Origin of the sequence: Pseudomonas wuhanensis (assembly GCF_030687395.1) — a bacterium.
Taxonomy (GTDB): Bacteria; Pseudomonadota; Gammaproteobacteria; order Pseudomonadales; family Pseudomonadaceae; genus Aquipseudomonas; species Aquipseudomonas wuhanensis.
This window is the reverse complement of record NZ_CP117430.1, coordinates 5,155,544-5,171,797: the sequence shown is the minus strand read 5'-3', so window position 1 is coordinate 5,171,797 and position 16,254 is coordinate 5,155,544. Positions and strand designations below refer to the sequence as shown.

Genomic DNA, 16,254 nt, shown 5'->3' with positions numbered 1-16,254 from the left:
TTTGAACGGTTACAGCAACTCAAAGCTCTGCTGCGTCACGTCCTGGGAGTCCAGGCCGATCTGCACGTTGAACTTGCCCGGTTCCGCGGCGTACTTGAGCTGGGCGTTGTAGAACTTCAGGTCATCCTCGGTGATGGTGAAGTGCACGACTTTCTGTTCGCCGGCCTTGACCAGTACTTTCTGGAAGTTCTTCAGTTCCTTGACCGGGCGGATCATCGAACCGGTCACGTCCTGGATGTACAGCTGCACCACGGTTTCGCCATCACGCTTGCCGGTGTTTTTCACCACGACGCTGGCGTCAAGTTTGCCGGTCTTGTTCAGTGTGGTCGACGACAGTGCCATGTCGGTCAGGCTGAACTGGGTGTAGCTCAGGCCGAAGCCGAATGGGAACAGCGGCCCGGTGGTGTCTTCGAAATACTGCGAGGTGTAGTTGCCTGGTTTGCCCGGAGTGAACGGCCGGCCAATGCTCAGGTGGTTGTAGTAGGTCGGAATCTGACCCACCGAACGCGGGATGGTGATCGGCAGTTTGCCCGACGGGTTGTAGTCGCCGAACAGCACGTCAGCAATGGCGTTGCCGCCTTCGGTGCCGCTGAACCAGGTTTCCAGAATCGCGTCAGCCTGCTCGTTCTCTTCGAGAATCGACAGCGGACGGCCATTCATCAATACCAGCACCAGCGGTTTGCCGGTGGCTTTCAACGCCCTGATCAGCTCGCGCTGGTTGGCCGGGATGTTCAGGTCGGTGCGGCTCGACGATTCGTGGGACATGCCACGGGATTCGCCCACCGCGGCCACCACCACATCAGCATCCTTGGCGGCTTTTACCGCTTCGTCGATCAACACGTTGGCCGGGCGCGGATCATCCACCACTTCCGGCGCGTCGAAGTTGAGGAAGTTCAGGTAATCGAGGATTTTCTTGTCGCTGGTGATGTTCGCGCCACGGGCGTAGATCAGCGTCGACTGCGCGCCGAGTGCATGGGTCATGCCGTCGAACAGGGTGACCGATTGCGCGGGACGGCCGGCGGCGGCCCAGCTGCCCATCATGTCGATCGGCGCCTTGGCCAGTGGACCGACCAGGGCGATTTTCGCGGTTTTCTTCAGGGGCAGGGTATCGCCCTGGTTTTTCAGCAGCACCAGGCTGCGGCGCGCCACATCACGGGCCTCGGCACGGTGCAGGCGGCTTTCGGCGTAGGTGTCGGCCGGGTCATCCTCGGCCTTGCCGATGCGCAGGTACGGGTCCTTGAACAGGCCCATGTCGTACTTGGCGGCGAGCACTTCACGCACGGCGTTGTCGATGTCTTTCTGTTCGATCTCGCCGGATTTGAGCAGCCCCGGCAGCTCTTTGCCGTAGAGGGTGTCGTTCATGCTCATGTCGATGCCGGCCTTGATTGCCAGCTTCGCCGCTTCTCGACCGTCACGGGCGACGCCGTGCTTGATCAGCTCGAAAATCGCCCCGTGGTCGCTGACCGCCAGGCCCTTGAAGCCCCATTCCTTGCGCAGCAGGTCGTTCATCAGCCAGGTGTTGGCAGTGGCCGGTACGCCGTTGATCGAGTTCAGCGCAACCATCACCCCGCCGGCACCGGCGTCGATGGCGGCGCGGTACGGCGGCAGGTAATCCTGGTACATCTTGACCGGGCTCATGTCGACGACGTTGTAGTCGCGACCGCCCTCGACCGCGCCGTACAAGGCAAAATGCTTGACGCTGGCCATGATGCTGTCGGCCGCGTTCGCACCGCTGCCCTGCAAGGCCCTGACCATTACGCCGGCGATCCGCGACACCAGGTAGGTGTCTTCGCCGAAGCCTTCGGAGGTGCGCCCCCAGCGTGGGTCGCGGGAGATGTCGACCATCGGCGCGAAAGTGATGTCGAGGCTGTCAGCTGCGGCTTCCTTGGCGGCGATGCGCCCCGACAGGCCGATGGCATCCATGTCCCAGCTCGAGGCCAGGGCCAGGGGGATCGGGAAAATGGTGCGGTGGCCGTGGATCACGTCATAGGCGAAGAACATCGGGATCTTCAACCGGCTGCGCATGGCTGCGTCCTGCATCGGACGGTTTTCTGCGCGGGTGATCGAGTTGAAGGTGCCACCGATATTACCGGCGGCGATTTCCTTGCGGATCATCTCCCGAGGCATTTCCGGGCCGATGCTGATCAGGCGCAACTGGCCGATCTTTTCATCGAGGGTCATCTGCTTCATCAGGTGGCTGATGAAGGCGTCCTTGTTCTCTATCGGTGCGGGCGTCGTGGCGGCCAATGCGGTATGACTGGCCAGGCTGACGAACAGGCCCAGCAAACACAGCTTCTTCATGAATGGTTTTCTCAAAAGGCCCAAGCGGCAATGAATACGCGCCGGTCAGCCAAAATGTTGGGAGCGACTATTGTTGTTCAGGTGTTGTGCAGAAAAATGCAGCACACTTCTTACTGTTTTTTCGCTGGGCATCTTTTAGCCCATTGGCTCGCTGCAATCCAGTAGCGGCGCAGATTATGCCCCAAGAGCCGGGCCCAGAGTTCGCCGGTTGTTTTATCAACGCAATGTGCAAGGGAGCATCAACCAGATGAATGTACGACACCCCTATCGGTCGAGCCTGCAGGTTGCAGCCTTGATGTTGTTGACCACACTGCTGGCCGGTTGCGGCATCAACACGATCCCGACCCTCGACGAACAGGCCAAGGCTGCCTGGGGCCAGGTGCAGAACCAGTACCAGCGCCGCGCCGACTTGATCCCTAATTTGGTGGAAACCGTCAAGGGCTATGCCCAGCACGAACAGGAAACCCTGACGGCGGTGATTGAAGCCCGGGCCAAGGCGACGTCGATCCAGGTGGATGCCAGCACGCTGGACAATCCGGAAAAACTCAAACAGTACCAGCAGGCGCAGGATCAGCTGACCGGCGCGCTGAGCCGGTTGATGGTGGTGTCCGAGCGTTATCCGGACCTCAAGGCCAACCAGAACTTCCTGGCGCTGCAATCGCAACTTGAAGGCACCGAGAACCGCATCGCCGTGGCGCGTCGCGACTTCATCCTCGCCGTGCAAAAATACAACACCGAACTTCGCACCTTCCCCGGTCGCCTGTGGCACACCGTGATGTACAGCGATTTGCCGATCCGCGAAACCTTCGAGGCCACCAGCCCCGGAGCCGAGAAAGCGCCTGAAGTGAAGTTCCAGTAAGCGCCGGACAGAGTTCGACGTGCCACCACGGATGAGGTTGCCAATGCGCGTGTTGAAAGTGGGCCTGGTGCTGTTGTTTTGGGTGTTTGCCCTGGCGGCCCAGGCCGAGTTGAAGTTCCCGGAACTGACCGGACGGGTGGTGGACAACGCCCAAATGATCGAGCCAGCGGTGCGCGAGCAGCTTGTTCAGCAGCTTAATGCCCACGAGAAATCCACCGGCGAGCAGTTGGTGGTGGTCACGTTGCCGGACCTGCAGGGCGCCGACATCGCGGATTTCGGCTATCAACTGGGACGCTACTGGGGTATTGGCCAGAAGGACAAGAACAACGGCGCGTTGCTGATTGTCGCGCGTGCCGAGCGAAAATTGCGGATCGAAGTCGGTTATGGCCTGGAAGATCGCCTGACCGATGCGCAGAGTTCGGTGATTATCAACCAGGTGATCACGCCTGCGTTCAAGGCCGGCAATTTCAGCAAGGGCATCAGCGATGGCGTTTCGGCGATGTTGGTGGTGCTGGGGGGCAATCCGCTGGACGAGCCGTCGACGGTGTATGAGTCGCGTGGCAATCAGGAGAGCGATTTCGTTGCGCGGCATCCGGGGTTATTCGTGTTTCTGGTGTTGCTGTTTATCCTGACAATCTTCGTCGGCCAGATGTTCGGTATTCTGCCAAGTGGAGGGGGTAGAGGCCGTGGCGGTTTCGGTGGTGGAGGTTTTGGCGGCGGTGGCGGGGGCTTCAGTGGCGGTGGGGGCAGTTTCGGCGGCGGCGGTTCGTCGGGCGGCTGGTGATGACACGGCAGGAAACATAACAACAATAGCGAGCAGGCACTCATAAACATGGCATTACTGACTGAACACGAACAACGCAAAGTTGCCGAGGCGATTGCCCGGGTCGAGTGCGACACCGACGCCGAACTGGTGACGGTGCTCGCGGCCCGCGCCGACGATTACGCGTACATCCCGCTGCTGTGGGCCAGCCTGCTGGCGCTGGTGGTGCCGGGTATCGTGCATTACCTGACGGGCTGGCTGACCATGCACAGCCTGTTGCTGGTGCAATGGTTCAGTTTCATTGTGCTGTGCCTGGTGTTCCGGATTCCGAAAGTCACCACGCGCCTGATCCCGCGCTCGGTGCGTCACTGGCGCGCGTCGAACCTGGCGCGTCGGCAGTTCCTGGAGCAAAACCTGCACCACACCGTGGGCAGCACCGGCATGCTGATTTTCGTCTCTGAGGCCGAGCGTTATGTGGAAATCCTGGTGGATGAAGGGATCTCCAAGCGGCTGGACAACAAGAACTGGGACGCCATCGTGGCGGCGTTCACCCAGCAGGTGAAGCAGGGGCAGACGTTGCAAGGCTTTGTGACGTGCATCGAGGCGTGCGGCGAGTTGCTCAAGGTGCATGTGCCGGTGACCCATGTGCGCAATGAGTTGCCGAATCGGTTGGTGGTGTTGAGCTGAATCAAAAAATCGTCCGAACGCGGCCCGAGCCTTCGGCAGCTTTTGTGGCGAGGGAGCTTGCTCCCTCGCCACAGAATCTTTGCCGTTTGGCAAATAACAGTGTTCCTGAACCGCATCCCCCCTAAAATACCCGTCATTCCCCGATTCGCACCGCCCGAGGCCGTTTTTTCCATGTCTGTCACCGCCACTCCCGCCAGCCTCGCGCCGGATCATCACGCCCAGTTCATCGACCTGCTGCAAACCAGCCTCGACGCCAACGCCTTCATCAAACTGGTGCTGGCCAAGTACGTCGGTGGTGAAGCGGATTTGCAGCGGCTGATCATCAAGCAGCTGACGGTCAAGGATCAGCCGTGTCTGTCCTTCGTCTATCGCTACAAGACCCGCGACATCACCAAAAACCTGCCGGTTGCCGAAGGCGTGGCGACCATTGCCGCGCTGTTGCCGACATCGTTCAAAAATGCGCATTTGCTGTCATTGACCGACGAAGCCCAGCTCGAATACAGCAAAAAGGGCAAATCCTCGCTGTTCAAGAGCAAACCCCAGCAATTGCGCGAAGTGCCGTCCGCTGAGCACAACCGTGAGAAGAACCGTTTTCTCGACCTGAGTCGGCCGTTTCTCAAAGACCTCGGCGTGACCAACGCCCAGCATGAACTGATCCCGGCGATGTCGCGCAAGTGGAAGCAGATCAACAAGTTCATCGAAGTCTTCAGTCATGCGCTGACCTCCTCGCCGCTGGCGCTGGACAAACCCGTGCGGGTGGCGGATTTCGGTTCGGGCAAGGGCTACCTGACGTTCGCAATCCATGACTATCTGCGCAACACCTTGAAAGCTGAAGGCGAGGTGACCGGCGTCGAGCTGCGCGAAGACATGGTCAATCTGTGTAACACCGCCGCTGCGAAGCTGGAGCATCCGGGGCTGGTGTTCAAATGCGGTGACGTGCGCAGCGTCGCGCCGAGCGAGCTGGACGTGATGATCGCGTTGCATGCCTGTGACATCGCCACCGACTATGCGATTCACACCGGCATTCGTTCCGGCGCTTCGATCATCATGTGCTCGCCGTGCTGCCACAAGCAGATCCGCCTGCAGATCCAGAGCCCGGCGCTGCTCAAGCCGATGTTGCAATACGGCCTGCACCTGGGCCAACAGGCGGAAATGGTTACTGACAGTTTACGTGCACTGTTTCTGGAAGCTTGCGGTTATGAGACCAAGGTCTTCGAGTTCATCTCACTGGACCACACCAACAAGAACAAGATGATCCTGGCGGTCAAACGCGCTGAGCCGGTGGACCCGGCTCAGCTGTTGGTGAAGATTCAGGAACTGAAGGATTTCTACCACATCAGCGAGCATTGTCTGGAAACATTGCTGCGGGCTGACGGGTACCTCTGATCCTGTGGGAGCGGGCTTGCTCGCAAAGGCGGACTGGCAGCCAACTAAGATGTTGAATGTGATGACGCCTTCGCGAGCAAGCCCGCACACACAGGGGGCTTCACCGCCGTCTTGCGCCCCAACATCACTGTCACAATCACCCCGACCGCAAACAGCCAGGTAATCGGCTCGACGTGCTCACCGAAGAACAGCGCCGAAAACGCGATGGTGAAGAAGATCTGCAGCAACTGGATCTGGCTGACCCGGGCAATGCCACCCATGGCCAGCCCCGCGTACCAGGCAAAGAACCCGATGAATTGTGAAAACAGCGAGACGTAACCAAACGCCCACCAGGTTTTGGCCGAAATCTCGCCCTGGTGTTGCAGCGCCAGGTACACCACCGGCCCGATCAGCAGCGGCGTCGACAACACCAGCGCCCAGCAAATCACCTGCCAGCCGCCCATCTCTTTGGCCAACCGGCCGCCTTCGGCATAACCCAACCCACCCACGGCAATCGCGCCGAGCATCAGCAAATCACCGGCCTGAATGCTGCCGGCGCCGCTGATCAGCGCATAACCGAGCACCAGCGCACTGCCCAACGCGGCGCAGGCCCAGAAGGCTTTTGACGGACGCTCATGGGACAGCCACGCGGCATACAGCGCCACACACAGCGGTTGCAAACCGTTGACCAGTGCGCCGTGAGAGGCGGGCAACGTCTGCATGGCCCAGGCCGACAGCACCGGGAAACCAAGGATGACCCCGGCGATCACCAGCGTCAGGCCTTTGACCTGCTTCCACGTGGGCCATTTTTCACGGTGCCACAACAACAGCAGCGCTGCCGGAATCGCCGCGAACAGCGCACGGCCGAGGCCGTTGAGCAGGGGATGAAGTTCCTGCACGACGATCCGTGTGAAGGGCAGGGTCAGGCTGAAGATAACGACGCCGAGCAGGCCGAGGGCCATGCCGGTGTTTTCGCGCGAGGACATGATGGGTGACCAGAATTCAGGTGGCGGAAAGTTTCTTTATCTAGCCATAAACCGCAGACGCTGCTCTGTTACAGCTAGGCGCAGAGTTATCCGTACAGTTTGCGGACGCCTTCGCGGGCAAGCCGCGCTCCCACAGGTTTTGCACTGACCGCAAGATCGATACAGGACCTGTGGGAGCGTGGCTTGCCCGCGATGAACGATAACGCGGTCCTTCAGGTAGTAGCAGGTTATTACCCACCCCAGCGGATAAGGACTACCTTGAATACTCCTGCAGGCCTACGCATTTTCCAGAGGAGTCCTCCCCATGGCGGCTAAAAAAATTCTGATGCTGGTTGGCGATTACGTCGAAGACTACGAAGTGATGGTGCCATTCCAGGCGTTGCTGATGGTCGGCCATACGGTGCATGCCGTTTGCCCGGACAAAACCGCCGGCCAGACCGTGCGCACAGCGATCCATGACTTCGAAGGCGACCAGACCTACAGCGAAAAACCCGGTCACCTGTTTGCCCTGAACTTCGATTTCGCCAAGGTAGACGCGGCGGACTACGACGCGCTGCTGGTGCCGGGCGGTCGTGCGCCGGAGTACCTGCGCCTGAACGAAAAAGTCCTGGGGCTGGTGCGAGCGTTCGACAAGGCCGGTAAACCGATCGCCGCCGTGTGTCACGGCGCGCAACTGTTGGCCGCGGCGGGCATTCTTGAAGGTCGCGAGTGCAGCGCCTACCCGGCGTGTGCCCCGGAAGTGCGCCTGGCTGGCGGCACGTTCATCGATATCCCGGTGACGGAAGGTCACGTTCAAGGCAATCTGGCCACTGCACCGGCCTGGCCGGCGCACCCGAGTTGGCTGGCCGGTTTCCTCGGGTTGCTGGGCACCAAAATCACGCTGTAACGAGGGACCTGTCCATGTGCGAGCTCTACGTCAAGGCCGATCCGATTCTCTACGAGTCGCGCTCCCGCTCGCTGCGCATCTGCGGGGTGGTCACCACCCTGCGGCTGGAGAATCAGTTCTGGGACATCCTCAGCGAAATCGCCGAGGTCGACGGCATGACCACCAATCAGTTGATCGCCAAGCTGTATGAAGAGGTGATGGACTACCGCGGCGAAGTAGTGAATTTCGCCTCGTTCTTGCGGGTCAGCTGCATGCGTTACCTGAGTCAGCGCCGGGTGCAGACACCCGAGTTATCGGTGGTGCGGGCTGCGGTGAAATAGAGCGGTTTGTACCAACCTTGAGGACGCCTTCGCGGGCAAGCCTCGCTCCCACAGGTTTTGTGTCGGACGCAAATTTGCGGTCAACCGAATCCCTGTAGGAGCGAGGCTTGCCCGCGAAGGGGCCTGTACAGGCGACAGAAATCCTGACTTGGTCTTTACTCTGAAGCGCGAAACCTCTCAATCGCCAAGGAGTAAAAGCATGTCTGGATGGTACGAAGTGAGCAAAACCGGCAACGGTCAATTCAAGTTTGTATTGAAAGCGGCCAATGCCGAAACCATTCTGACCAGCGAGCTGTACACCACGCGCGGTGCGGCCGATGGCGGTATCGCCTCGGTTCAGGCCAACAGCCTGCTGGACGAACGCTACGAGAAAAAAACCACCAAGGATGGTCATCCTTACTTCAACCTGAAGGCCGGTAACCACGAGATCATCGGCAGCAGCGAATCCTACTCATCCGATGCCGCGAGGGATAAAGGCATCGCCAGCGTCAAGGCCAATGGTCCGACCACGGTGATCAAGGACAAGACCTTGCCGGTGCTCTGATCACAATATCCAAGTCCTATGTAAATCCCCTGTGGGAACGGGATTGCCCGCGAAAGCGGTCTGACATTCAATATCTTCGTTGAATGTTAAGTCCCCTTCGCGGGCAAGCCCGCTCCCACAGGGTATGTGTGTACCTGACGATTAGTGCAATGCTTTCAGCAACCCTTGAAGCTGACTGCGACCGGTCTCGCCCAACGGAAACACCGGTAACCGCGGATCGCCCACTTCCAGCCCGGTCATGCGCAAACCGGCCTTGATGGTCGCCGGCAGACCACCCTTGAGGATGAAGTCCAGCAGCGGCAACTGGCGATAGAACAGTTCGCGAGCCCTGCTCAGGTCGTTGGCCAATACGGCTTCGTACAAGTGGAGATTGAGCTGCGGGATCAGGTTCGGCGCCGCCGTGCACCAGCCTTTCGCGCCTGCCGCAAACGCTTCCAGCGCCAACGGATTGCAGCCGTTATAGAAGGGCACCTGACCTTCGCCCAGCAGTTGCAGTTTGTGCATGCGCTGAATATCACCGGTGCTTTCCTTGACCATGGTGACGTTGTCGACGGCGTTGAAAATCCGCAGGATCAGCTCCACCGACATGTCGGTGCCGCTGGTGGCCGGGTTGTTGTAGAGCATGATCGGCACGCCGATGCTCTCGCCAATGGCGCGGTAATGGGTCAGGATTTCTGCCTCGCTGAGTTTCCAGTAGGACGCGGGCAGCACCATCACCACGTCGGCGCCGTGAGCTTCGGCGAAACGCGCGCGGCGCACGGCTTTGGCGGTGGTCAGGTCGGACACACTGACGATGGTCGGGACGCGTTTGGCGACGCGCGCGAGGCTGAATTCGCTGACCTGATCCCATTCTGCGTCGTTCAGGTAAGCACCTTCACCGGTGCTGCCCAACGGGGCGATGGCGTGGACGCCGCTGTCGATCAGGCGATCGATGGAACGCCCGAGGGCGTCGAGATCAACGCCTTCGCCATTGGCGGTGAAGGGGGTGATGGTGTAGCCGATGATGCCGTGAATGTTTGGGGTCGACATAGCGTCTCTCCTTTGAAGAATGAGTGGGGTCAGTTCAGGCAATCGGCGTGTTGGCGCAGGTTCTGCCGTGCGTAGTAGTTGAACGCGGCGGCGTGACGCTTGGGTTTTGAAATCCAGTCATGGGCTTCGCGACCCAGCTCGGGGAGAATCGGTTTGATCACCCCCGCGGCCATGGCCAGCAACTGCAACTTCGCCGCGCGTTCGATCAGTTGCGCAATGACACAGGCCTCTTCAATGGTCGCGCCGGTGGACAACTGACCATGGTGGGAAAGCAGAATCGCCCGCTTGTCGCCCAAGGCTGCGGCAATCAGTTCGCCTTCTTCATTGCCCACCGGAACACCCGGCCAGCCTTGGAGAAACGCACAGTCGTCGTAGAGCGGGCAGAGGTCCATGTGGGAAATCTGTAGCGGCACTTCGAGCATCGACAGCGCCGCGACGTGAGTCGGATGCGTGTGAATGATGCAGTTCACGTCCGGCCGGGCGCGGTACACCCAGCTATGGAAACGGTTGGCCGGGTTGGGCATGCCGTGGCCTTCCAGTACTTCCAGGTCTTCGTTGACCAGCAACAGATTGCCTGCCGTGATCTCGTCGAAACCCAGGCCCAGTTGCTGAGTGTAATAGGTTCCCGGTTGCGGGCCGCGAGCGGTGATTTGCCCGGCCAGGCCTGAATCGTGGCCGTTTTCGAAGAGAATGCGGCAGGTCAGGGCCAGCTTTTGCCGGTCGGTCCACGTATTATCCGCCAGGGTATTTTGCATCTGTGTCAGCGCTTGCTTGACCAGTTGCTCTTTGGGTAGTGCTAATGTCTTGGCCATGTCGGTGTCCTTTGGTTGTTCAATGGACGTCGGGTTTGCTGTTCACTCGTTGCTCGCAAGGTCATGGGTGACTGCAAATGACACAGAAGATGCTATATGACACTTTGTGTCATTCGCAAGAAAAAACCGTTACTCCCTTGATGGATTAATCGCTCTACATGTCTATCCGTTTGAAATTACTTAGAAAAAAGCTCGGCGTGACGCTGGAGGCCCTGGCCGAAAAGTCCGGCATGACCAAGAGCTATCTGTCGAAAGTCGAGCGCGGGTTGAACACCCCGTCGATCGCCGCCGCCCTGAAACTGGCCAAGGCGTTGAACGTGAAGGTCGAGGAATTGTTTTCCGAAGACAACGTCAGCCTCGACAGCTACAGCCTGGTGCGCAGCGACGAACGCCAGTCCCTGGCTGCCAGCGACCAGAGCCCGGGTTATGCGGTGCTGGCCCATCAGGTCAGTGAACGCAACCTGTTGCCGTTCATCATCTACCCGCCGGCAGAGTTCACCGACAAAACCTTCAAGGAACACGTGGGGGAAGAGTTTTTGTTCGTCCACGAGGGGCAGGTGGAAGTGGACTTCATGAACGAGCGCGTGCTGCTCAACCGTGGGGATGCGCTGCACTTCAATGCACAGAAACCGCATCGCCTCCGGTCAGTGGGTGAGGTGCAGGCGCAGTTGTTGGTGGTGGTGCATAGCAGCGAGGAATGAGTCGGCTGGACTGACGCCATCGCGGGCAAGCCCGCTCCCACAGGTTCAGCGTAATCCCTGTGGGAGCGGGCTTGCCCGCGATGGCGTCAGTCGCTTCTCTGCTATACCTCGACCGGTACGGTCAGCTTGGGACTACCAAGCGCATGGGTCTTCGAATCAAAAAACCGCAACGCCACACCCGTCCCTTCGAACACCTTCGCGTAATGCCGCTTCTGATGCTGGATGAACGCCTTGCTGCGCGGGTAAATCGAGATCGCTACGACTTTTGGCTTTGCCTGGCGCAACGCATGAGCGATGTGACTGTCCTGCTCGCCAAGGGCATGCCCGAAGATGCACAACCCGTCGCCATGGCCCAGTAACTGGTCGTAGCAGAACGACAGGTAATCCGAACTGCGAATGGTCTTGAGTTTGTCCTGCGCCGGGCCTTCGTTGACGAACAGCGGCACGTCGTCGAGGGTCTTGATCGTATTGTTGATAGCGAAGTTGCCGAGCAACGTCCCTTCGGTCGACATCAATTTTCGTGCCGTGCCGTCCTGATTGCGCACCAGATGCAGGCCGCCGTGCAGGTACAGCAAACGCGGTTTGTCGGTGGCGCTGGCGCTCAGATCGAAGCCGGGTTCGGCACCCTGGAACAGGTCGGTAACGACGTCCGGCCGATGCTGGATCGCCCAGTAGCTGAGCAAGTCGTAGTTGGTGGTGAACACCGTCCGATAGCTGCCCAGTTCCTGATTGATCGTCGCCAGCGTCGAAGGCTTCACCAGCCGCCACGGGATGTGCACCGCGTGCACGGTGTTGATCAGCGCTTCCTTGATCGCGTAGTAACGATTGCGCGGTGCTGCGGAGCTGACAGCCAGGGCTTTGTTGACTCGGCTGGTGGTTTTCAGCGCGCCGAGAACCTGCTCGAAACTGCGCGTCTGCATCGCGTCGAACACGCTCAGCTCGGACTGGCTCAGCGGTTTTTCTTCGACGGTGCGGGCATTTTCGAACAGCGAGTCGTAGCCGAAGTCGTCCCACACGGCGCGGCTGGCGCCGTTACCCACCAGCAGGCCGCCGAACGAGGCGGTGGTGCGCAAGGCGTTCCAGTCTTCAAGTTGGGCATCGACATCCTGGAAATCGGTCATTGCGTTTGTCGTCTCGAAGCAAAAGGTCTGATGGACGGCGACTTTATCACGCCCGGGCGTTGAGCCAGATCAACATACCGCGTGACTGATCGGTCGACCCTGTGCGCACCCGCCGAATCGGCATTGCCGATTCGGTTTCAGCCAGGAGACTCGCGCATGAGCAGTACGTTTTTCATCCCCGCCGTGAACATCATGGGCACCGGTTGCCTCGACGAAGCCATGGACGCCATTGGCAAGTATGGTTTTCGCAAGGCGCTGATTGTCACTGACGCCGGGCTGGCCAAGGCTGGCGTGGCATCGAGGATTGCCGAGAAACTGGCGTTGCAGGACATCGACTCGGTGATCTTCGACGGCGCCAAGCCGAATCCGAGCATCGCCAACGTCGAGCACGGCCTGGGCCTGCTCAAGGAAAGTCGCTGTGATTTCGTGGTGTCTCTGGGCGGCGGTTCGCCTCACGACTGCGCCAAGGGTATCGCCTTGTGCGCCACAAACGGTGGGACGATCCGTGACTACGAAGGTGTCGATCGGTCAGCCAAACCCCAGCTACCGTTGATCGCGATCAACACCACCGCCGGCACTGCCAGCGAGATGACCCGTTTTTGCATCATCACGGATGAATCGCGCCACGTAAAAATGGCCATCGTCGACCGCAATGTTACGCCGCTGCTGTCAGTCAACGACCCGGAACTGATGGTCGCCATGCCCAAGGGCCTGACCGCCGCCACCGGCATGGACGCATTGACCCATGCCGTCGAAGCCTACGTCTCCACGGCAGCCAACCCGATTACCGATGCCTGTGCGCTGAAAGCCATCACATTGATCAGCGACAACCTGCGCCAAGCCGTGCAGGACGGCAGTGACATGATCGCGCGGGAAAACATGGCCTACGCGCAATTTATGGCGGGCATGGCGTTCAACAATGCGTCCCTGGGCTACGTTCACGCGATGGCCCATCAGTTAGGCGGGTTCTACGACTTGCCCCATGGTGTGTGTAACGCGGTGCTGCTACCTCACGTGCAGAGCTTCAACGCGCTGGTGTGCGCCCCTCGCCTGACCGACGTTGCCCACGCGATGGGGGCTGACATTCGCGGGCTCAGTCCGGAAGAGGGCGCGCAGGCGGCGATCGCGGCGATCCGCAGCCTGGCAAGGGATGTGGACATTCCTGCCGGTTTGCGTGAGCTCGGTGCCAGGCTCAATGACATTCCGGTTCTGGCCAGCAATGCGCTGAAAGACGCCTGCGGACTGACCAATCCGCGGGCGGCGGATCAGCGGCAGATCGAGGAGATTTTCCGCAGCGCGTTCTAAGCGGTTCGACGGCCGGGCGCGAGCACTACGCAAAGCAACGCGCCCAAGGCCAGTAAGGTGCATAACAGCGACAAAGGCCATGCCTGCTGGCTGGCGATCAGGCTGGCGATACCGCCGATAACGGCGGCCATCAGTTGATGAATGAAACCGCTCAACGCCATCGCATAAGCACCGCCGACCGGCGAACCGTGGTTGGCCAGGGACAAGCTGATCGGGTAAATAAGCGATTGGCCGAATACTGCAAAACAATAGGGCAACCAGAACAGCAGCGTGATAGACGTGCCTGCGAGGCTACCCAGCAACATGACTGTGCTGCCGGCCAGTATCAGCCCGACGCCCGCCGTCATCAGCCATTGCTGACCGGTATGCAGTACGAAGCGATTGACCGCCACGGCCCCGAGAAAGTACGCCGCGCTGATGGGCCAGCCCAACAAGCCGTATTCCACTGCCGACCACTTGAAGGCGCCTTGCAGAATCAGCGGCGCAGCGGTGTTGAACGCGACAATCACCCCATACCCCAAGCCACCGGCGAGGGCCGGTAACAGGAAGGCCCGATGACGCAGAATGTGCCCGTAGCTCGTCCAGGCGGATGATGGTGTGTTCTCTTCTGCCAGCATCGGGAACGTGACCCGCGCCACCACCAGCGCCATCAACAGGCTCACACCACCCAATAAGTAGAAAATCGCTGACCAGCCCAGTGTCACCTGGATGATCGACCCTATGTATTGACCGATACCCAGCGCCACCACAAAGGAAATCGATATCCAGGACAACGCCTTGGCCAGCAGATCGCCGCGAAAACTGTCGCGGATCAGCACCCGGGCCATGACTGAAATCCCGCTGGCGCCAATCCCCTGAACCAGGCGAAAAACCAGGAACGATTCAAGCGTATGACCCAGGGGCAGGGCCAGGTTGCCCAGCCCATAGAGGCCGAGCGCCGCGAGCAACACCGGCTTGCGGCCAATGCGCTGGCCCAGGCTGCCCCAGAACAGCATCGGCAGCGCCATGCCGATCAGATATACCGCCAACCCCCATGAAACCTGTGAGGCATCTGCGGACAGATCCCGGGCAATATCCGGCAGCGCCGACAGATAAATGCTCATGCCCAATTGGGCGAGAAAAACCGTACAGCAGGTGATCAGGAGGGTGGTGCTGCTCTTCATTTAATCTTCCCTGTTTTTCAGCCGCCGATGTCCCGGCCGTGAGCACGTAAAAGCTCGGTGATGAGTCCACAGAAATGGCGGATCAGCGTCGTCCCCATGTCGGCGCGCAGGGTGATTCTGATGGCTGCCTTGCCTTGTGCAACCACCGGGGAAAAGACTGCCGAGGTGAAGAATCCGTGATTGGCCAGTTCAATGGCGATGTTGTTGGCCAGCGATGCCTCACCGCAATTGACCAGTCGAATCGCCATGTTGCTGTTGTGTTGTCCGGTTCGTATGAGGCTGTCGAAGAGGCGGATATTAACCTGAAGCTTTTCCTGCAACGCGGCGAATTCCAGGGTGTGGTGTAACTGGATGGATGCCCGGCCCGCGCCAATGGCTGCACTGTTCAGGCTTTGCGACCAGTTGCTGGGGCCACCGTAACGCGCAATGAGCTTCTTCTGCCGTTCGCTGCCCAGCATCACCAGACCGCCGCTGGCGCCGAACGACTTGGCCAGCGAGGCGACGATGAGGCAGTCATCATCCAGGGTATGCAGCCTGGGACGCACAAGACCGGCGCCGAATGTTCCTACAGCGGAAAGTGCGTGGGAGTCGTCCAGATAGAGAAACAGCCCATAGCGGTCCTTCAGATACAAAAGGCTGTCCATGTCCGCAACCCCGCCCATGCTGTAGGCGCCATCGGCGATATACGCGACCCTGGTGTGCCGTTGACACAGCGTCTCGAGAAAATCCATGTCGTTATGCGGGCACGTCACGACCTTCGTTTCATCGGCACAGGCGGCTTTGAGGTGATTCATCGAGTAGTGCGCCAATCGGTCGAAAGCCATCACTGGAGGGCGATTTTCCGTAAATACGCCGCTGGCCAGCAGCGGCAGGATCCCGGCACTCGCCGCACTGCACGACAGAGTGCTCAGGCAACTGGCGCCGAACAACTCGGACAGTTCGGTTTCGTATTGGTCCAGAATCGCCAGCTTGCAGCGATTCTTGGAATTGGCGATGCGAAGTGTGCCGGTTTCCCACAGCGTGGTCATGGCGCCGTCGAGAATATCGGGATGGTGATCCAGACCCAGGTATGACGTCGTACAGAAATGATGAAATGCTCGCCCGTACTGATCGAGCATGCGGTTGGCACTTTTTATCTCAACGTTGAGCCCCGCGATTTTTCCGGTTTCGGCGGTCTCCCAATCATGATCAGCCAATGAAACGAGTTTGCGGTAGTTGGTGAAGGTGTGCGCCGTGTACGGTATCTGGTTCATGTGCGAGTGACATTCCTTGAGTGAATCTATCCGTGGGTTTGTTGCAGTTTGTGTGTGTTGCCAGACTTTACAGAGAGACCCGATGGGCTTTGAATCGGCTGTTTCCGGTAGTACTGCGAGTTGTAAGAGAATGAGTTGTAGGGCGATGCCCCGGAGTGT

At 59.6% G+C, this 16,254-nt stretch carries 16 protein-coding genes; 9 read left to right on the top strand and 7 right to left on the bottom strand.

Annotated elements, in window-relative coordinates:
• Nucleotides 1–9: 9 nt before the first annotated feature.
• Entirely contained in the window at nt 10–2,301 is a 2,292-nt protein-coding gene (gene bglX / locus PSH88_RS23935) for a beta-glucosidase BglX (protein WP_305423040.1), read from the bottom strand.
• Between the two features lie 247 nt (nt 2,302–2,548).
• On the opposite strand from bglX, the gene PSH88_RS23930 reads away from it, so the two are divergent.
• From PSH88_RS23930 to PSH88_RS23915, 4 genes are all read left to right on the top strand, one after another.
• Nucleotides 2,549–3,160: a LemA family protein gene (locus PSH88_RS23930; RefSeq protein ID WP_305423039.1), complete on the top strand. Its 612-nt coding sequence runs from the start codon at nt 2,549–2,551 to the stop codon at nt 3,158–3,160.
• A 43-nt stretch (nt 3,161–3,203) separates the two neighbouring features.
• Nucleotides 3,204–3,944: a TPM domain-containing protein gene (locus tag PSH88_RS23925; RefSeq protein ID WP_305423038.1), complete on the top strand. Its 741-nt coding sequence runs from the start codon at nt 3,204–3,206 to the stop codon at nt 3,942–3,944.
• 48 nt (nt 3,945–3,992) lie between these two features.
• Entirely contained in the window at nt 3,993–4,610 is a 618-nt protein-coding gene (locus PSH88_RS23920) for a TPM domain-containing protein (RefSeq protein ID WP_305423037.1), read from the top strand.
• Nucleotides 4,611–4,781: 171 nt separating this feature from the next.
• Entirely contained in the window at nt 4,782–5,996 is a 1,215-nt protein-coding gene (locus PSH88_RS23915) for a class I SAM-dependent methyltransferase (RefSeq protein WP_305423036.1), read from the top strand.
• Nucleotides 5,997–6,040: 44 nt separating this feature from the next.
• On the opposite strand, the gene PSH88_RS23910 is transcribed toward PSH88_RS23915, so the two are convergent.
• Nucleotides 6,041–6,961 carry a DMT family transporter gene (locus PSH88_RS23910; protein WP_305423035.1) on the bottom strand — a complete coding sequence of 307 codons (921 nt, stop codon included), beginning with the start codon at nt 6,959–6,961 and terminating at the stop codon, nt 6,041–6,043.
• 304 nt (nt 6,962–7,265) lie between these two features.
• Between PSH88_RS23910 and PSH88_RS23905 the strand changes: the two genes are divergently transcribed.
• The 3 genes from PSH88_RS23905 to PSH88_RS23895 all read left to right on the top strand — a co-directional run bounded on the left by PSH88_RS23905 (nt 7,266) and on the right by PSH88_RS23895 (nt 8,711).
• Nucleotides 7,266–7,847, top strand: coding sequence for a DJ-1/PfpI family protein (locus tag PSH88_RS23905; protein ID WP_305423034.1), 582 nt, complete (start codon nt 7,266–7,268; stop codon nt 7,845–7,847).
• A gap of 14 nt (nt 7,848–7,861) precedes the next feature.
• Complete coding sequence (locus tag PSH88_RS23900) at nt 7,862–8,167, top strand: ribbon-helix-helix domain-containing protein (protein ID WP_007903755.1); 306 nt, start codon at nt 7,862–7,864, stop codon at nt 8,165–8,167.
• Between the two features lie 199 nt (nt 8,168–8,366).
• A complete protein-coding gene (locus PSH88_RS23895; protein WP_305423032.1) occupies nt 8,367–8,711 on the top strand; it encodes a YegP family protein in 345 nt (114 codons plus the stop codon).
• 141 nt (nt 8,712–8,852) lie between these two features.
• Here the strand turns inward: PSH88_RS23895 and PSH88_RS23890 are convergent, their stop codons facing one another.
• A complete protein-coding gene (locus PSH88_RS23890) occupies nt 8,853–9,740 on the bottom strand; it encodes a dihydrodipicolinate synthase family protein (protein ID WP_305423031.1) in 888 nt (295 codons plus the stop codon).
• A gap of 29 nt (nt 9,741–9,769) precedes the next feature.
• Complete coding sequence (locus PSH88_RS23885) at nt 9,770–10,552, bottom strand: aldolase (RefSeq protein ID WP_305423030.1); 783 nt, start codon at nt 10,550–10,552, stop codon at nt 9,770–9,772.
• 158 nt (nt 10,553–10,710) lie between these two features.
• Here PSH88_RS23885 and PSH88_RS23880 point away from each other — a divergent pair, with 158 nt between their 5' ends.
• On the top strand, nt 10,711–11,253 hold the full coding sequence (locus PSH88_RS23880; RefSeq protein WP_305423029.1) for a helix-turn-helix domain-containing protein: 543 nt from the start codon (nt 10,711–10,713) through the stop codon (nt 11,251–11,253).
• Nucleotides 11,254–11,354: 101 nt separating this feature from the next.
• Here PSH88_RS23880 and PSH88_RS23875 read toward each other — a convergent pair whose 3' ends face one another.
• Nucleotides 11,355–12,374 carry a DUF4917 family protein gene (locus PSH88_RS23875; protein ID WP_305423028.1) on the bottom strand — a complete coding sequence of 340 codons (1,020 nt, stop codon included), beginning with the start codon at nt 12,372–12,374 and terminating at the stop codon, nt 11,355–11,357.
• 156 nt (nt 12,375–12,530) lie between these two features.
• Here PSH88_RS23875 and yiaY point away from each other — a divergent pair, with 156 nt between their 5' ends.
• Nucleotides 12,531–13,679 carry an L-threonine dehydrogenase gene (gene yiaY, locus PSH88_RS23870; RefSeq protein WP_019580882.1) on the top strand — a complete coding sequence of 383 codons (1,149 nt, stop codon included), beginning with the start codon at nt 12,531–12,533 and terminating at the stop codon, nt 13,677–13,679.
• Here yiaY and PSH88_RS23865 read toward each other — a convergent pair.
• Nucleotides 13,676–14,842 (bottom strand): MFS transporter, encoded by a 1,167-nt coding sequence (locus tag PSH88_RS23865; protein ID WP_305423027.1) that lies wholly within the window; start codon nt 14,840–14,842, stop codon nt 13,676–13,678. The genes yiaY and PSH88_RS23865 overlap by 4 nt on opposite strands.
• Before the next feature lie 17 nt (nt 14,843–14,859).
• Nucleotides 14,860–16,095, bottom strand: a complete 1,236-nt coding sequence (locus tag PSH88_RS23860) for an aminotransferase class I/II-fold pyridoxal phosphate-dependent enzyme (RefSeq protein ID WP_305423026.1) — start codon at nt 16,093–16,095, stop codon at nt 14,860–14,862.
• Nucleotides 16,096–16,254 lie beyond the last annotated feature (159 nt).

Bases quoted from the DNA above. Each gene is read 5' to 3' on its own strand.
- bglX (WP_305423040.1), bottom strand. From the start codon at position 2,301: ATGAAGAAGCTGTGTTTGCTGGGCCTGTTCGTCAGCCTGGCCAGTCAT.
- PSH88_RS23930 (WP_305423039.1), top strand. From the start codon at position 2,549: ATGAATGTACGACACCCCTATCGGTCGAGCCTGCAGGTTGCAGCCTTG.
- PSH88_RS23925 (WP_305423038.1), top strand. From the start codon at position 3,204: ATGCGCGTGTTGAAAGTGGGCCTGGTGCTGTTGTTTTGGGTGTTTGCC.
- PSH88_RS23920 (WP_305423037.1), top strand. From the start codon at position 3,993: ATGGCATTACTGACTGAACACGAACAACGCAAAGTTGCCGAGGCGATT.
- PSH88_RS23915 (WP_305423036.1), top strand. From the start codon at position 4,782: ATGTCTGTCACCGCCACTCCCGCCAGCCTCGCGCCGGATCATCACGCC.
- PSH88_RS23910 (WP_305423035.1), bottom strand. From the start codon at position 6,961: ATGTCCTCGCGCGAAAACACCGGCATGGCCCTCGGCCTGCTCGGCGTC.
- PSH88_RS23905 (WP_305423034.1), top strand. From the start codon at position 7,266: ATGGCGGCTAAAAAAATTCTGATGCTGGTTGGCGATTACGTCGAAGAC.
- PSH88_RS23900 (WP_007903755.1), top strand. From the start codon at position 7,862: ATGTGCGAGCTCTACGTCAAGGCCGATCCGATTCTCTACGAGTCGCGC.
- PSH88_RS23895 (WP_305423032.1), top strand. From the start codon at position 8,367: ATGTCTGGATGGTACGAAGTGAGCAAAACCGGCAACGGTCAATTCAAG.
- PSH88_RS23890 (WP_305423031.1), bottom strand. From the start codon at position 9,740: ATGTCGACCCCAAACATTCACGGCATCATCGGCTACACCATCACCCCC.
- PSH88_RS23885 (WP_305423030.1), bottom strand. From the start codon at position 10,552: ATGGCCAAGACATTAGCACTACCCAAAGAGCAACTGGTCAAGCAAGCG.
- PSH88_RS23880 (WP_305423029.1), top strand. From the start codon at position 10,711: ATGTCTATCCGTTTGAAATTACTTAGAAAAAAGCTCGGCGTGACGCTG.
- PSH88_RS23875 (WP_305423028.1), bottom strand. From the start codon at position 12,374: ATGACCGATTTCCAGGATGTCGATGCCCAACTTGAAGACTGGAACGCC.
- yiaY (WP_019580882.1), top strand. From the start codon at position 12,531: ATGAGCAGTACGTTTTTCATCCCCGCCGTGAACATCATGGGCACCGGT.
- PSH88_RS23865 (WP_305423027.1), bottom strand. From the start codon at position 14,842: ATGAAGAGCAGCACCACCCTCCTGATCACCTGCTGTACGGTTTTTCTC.
- PSH88_RS23860 (WP_305423026.1), bottom strand. From the start codon at position 16,095: ATGAACCAGATACCGTACACGGCGCACACCTTCACCAACTACCGCAAA.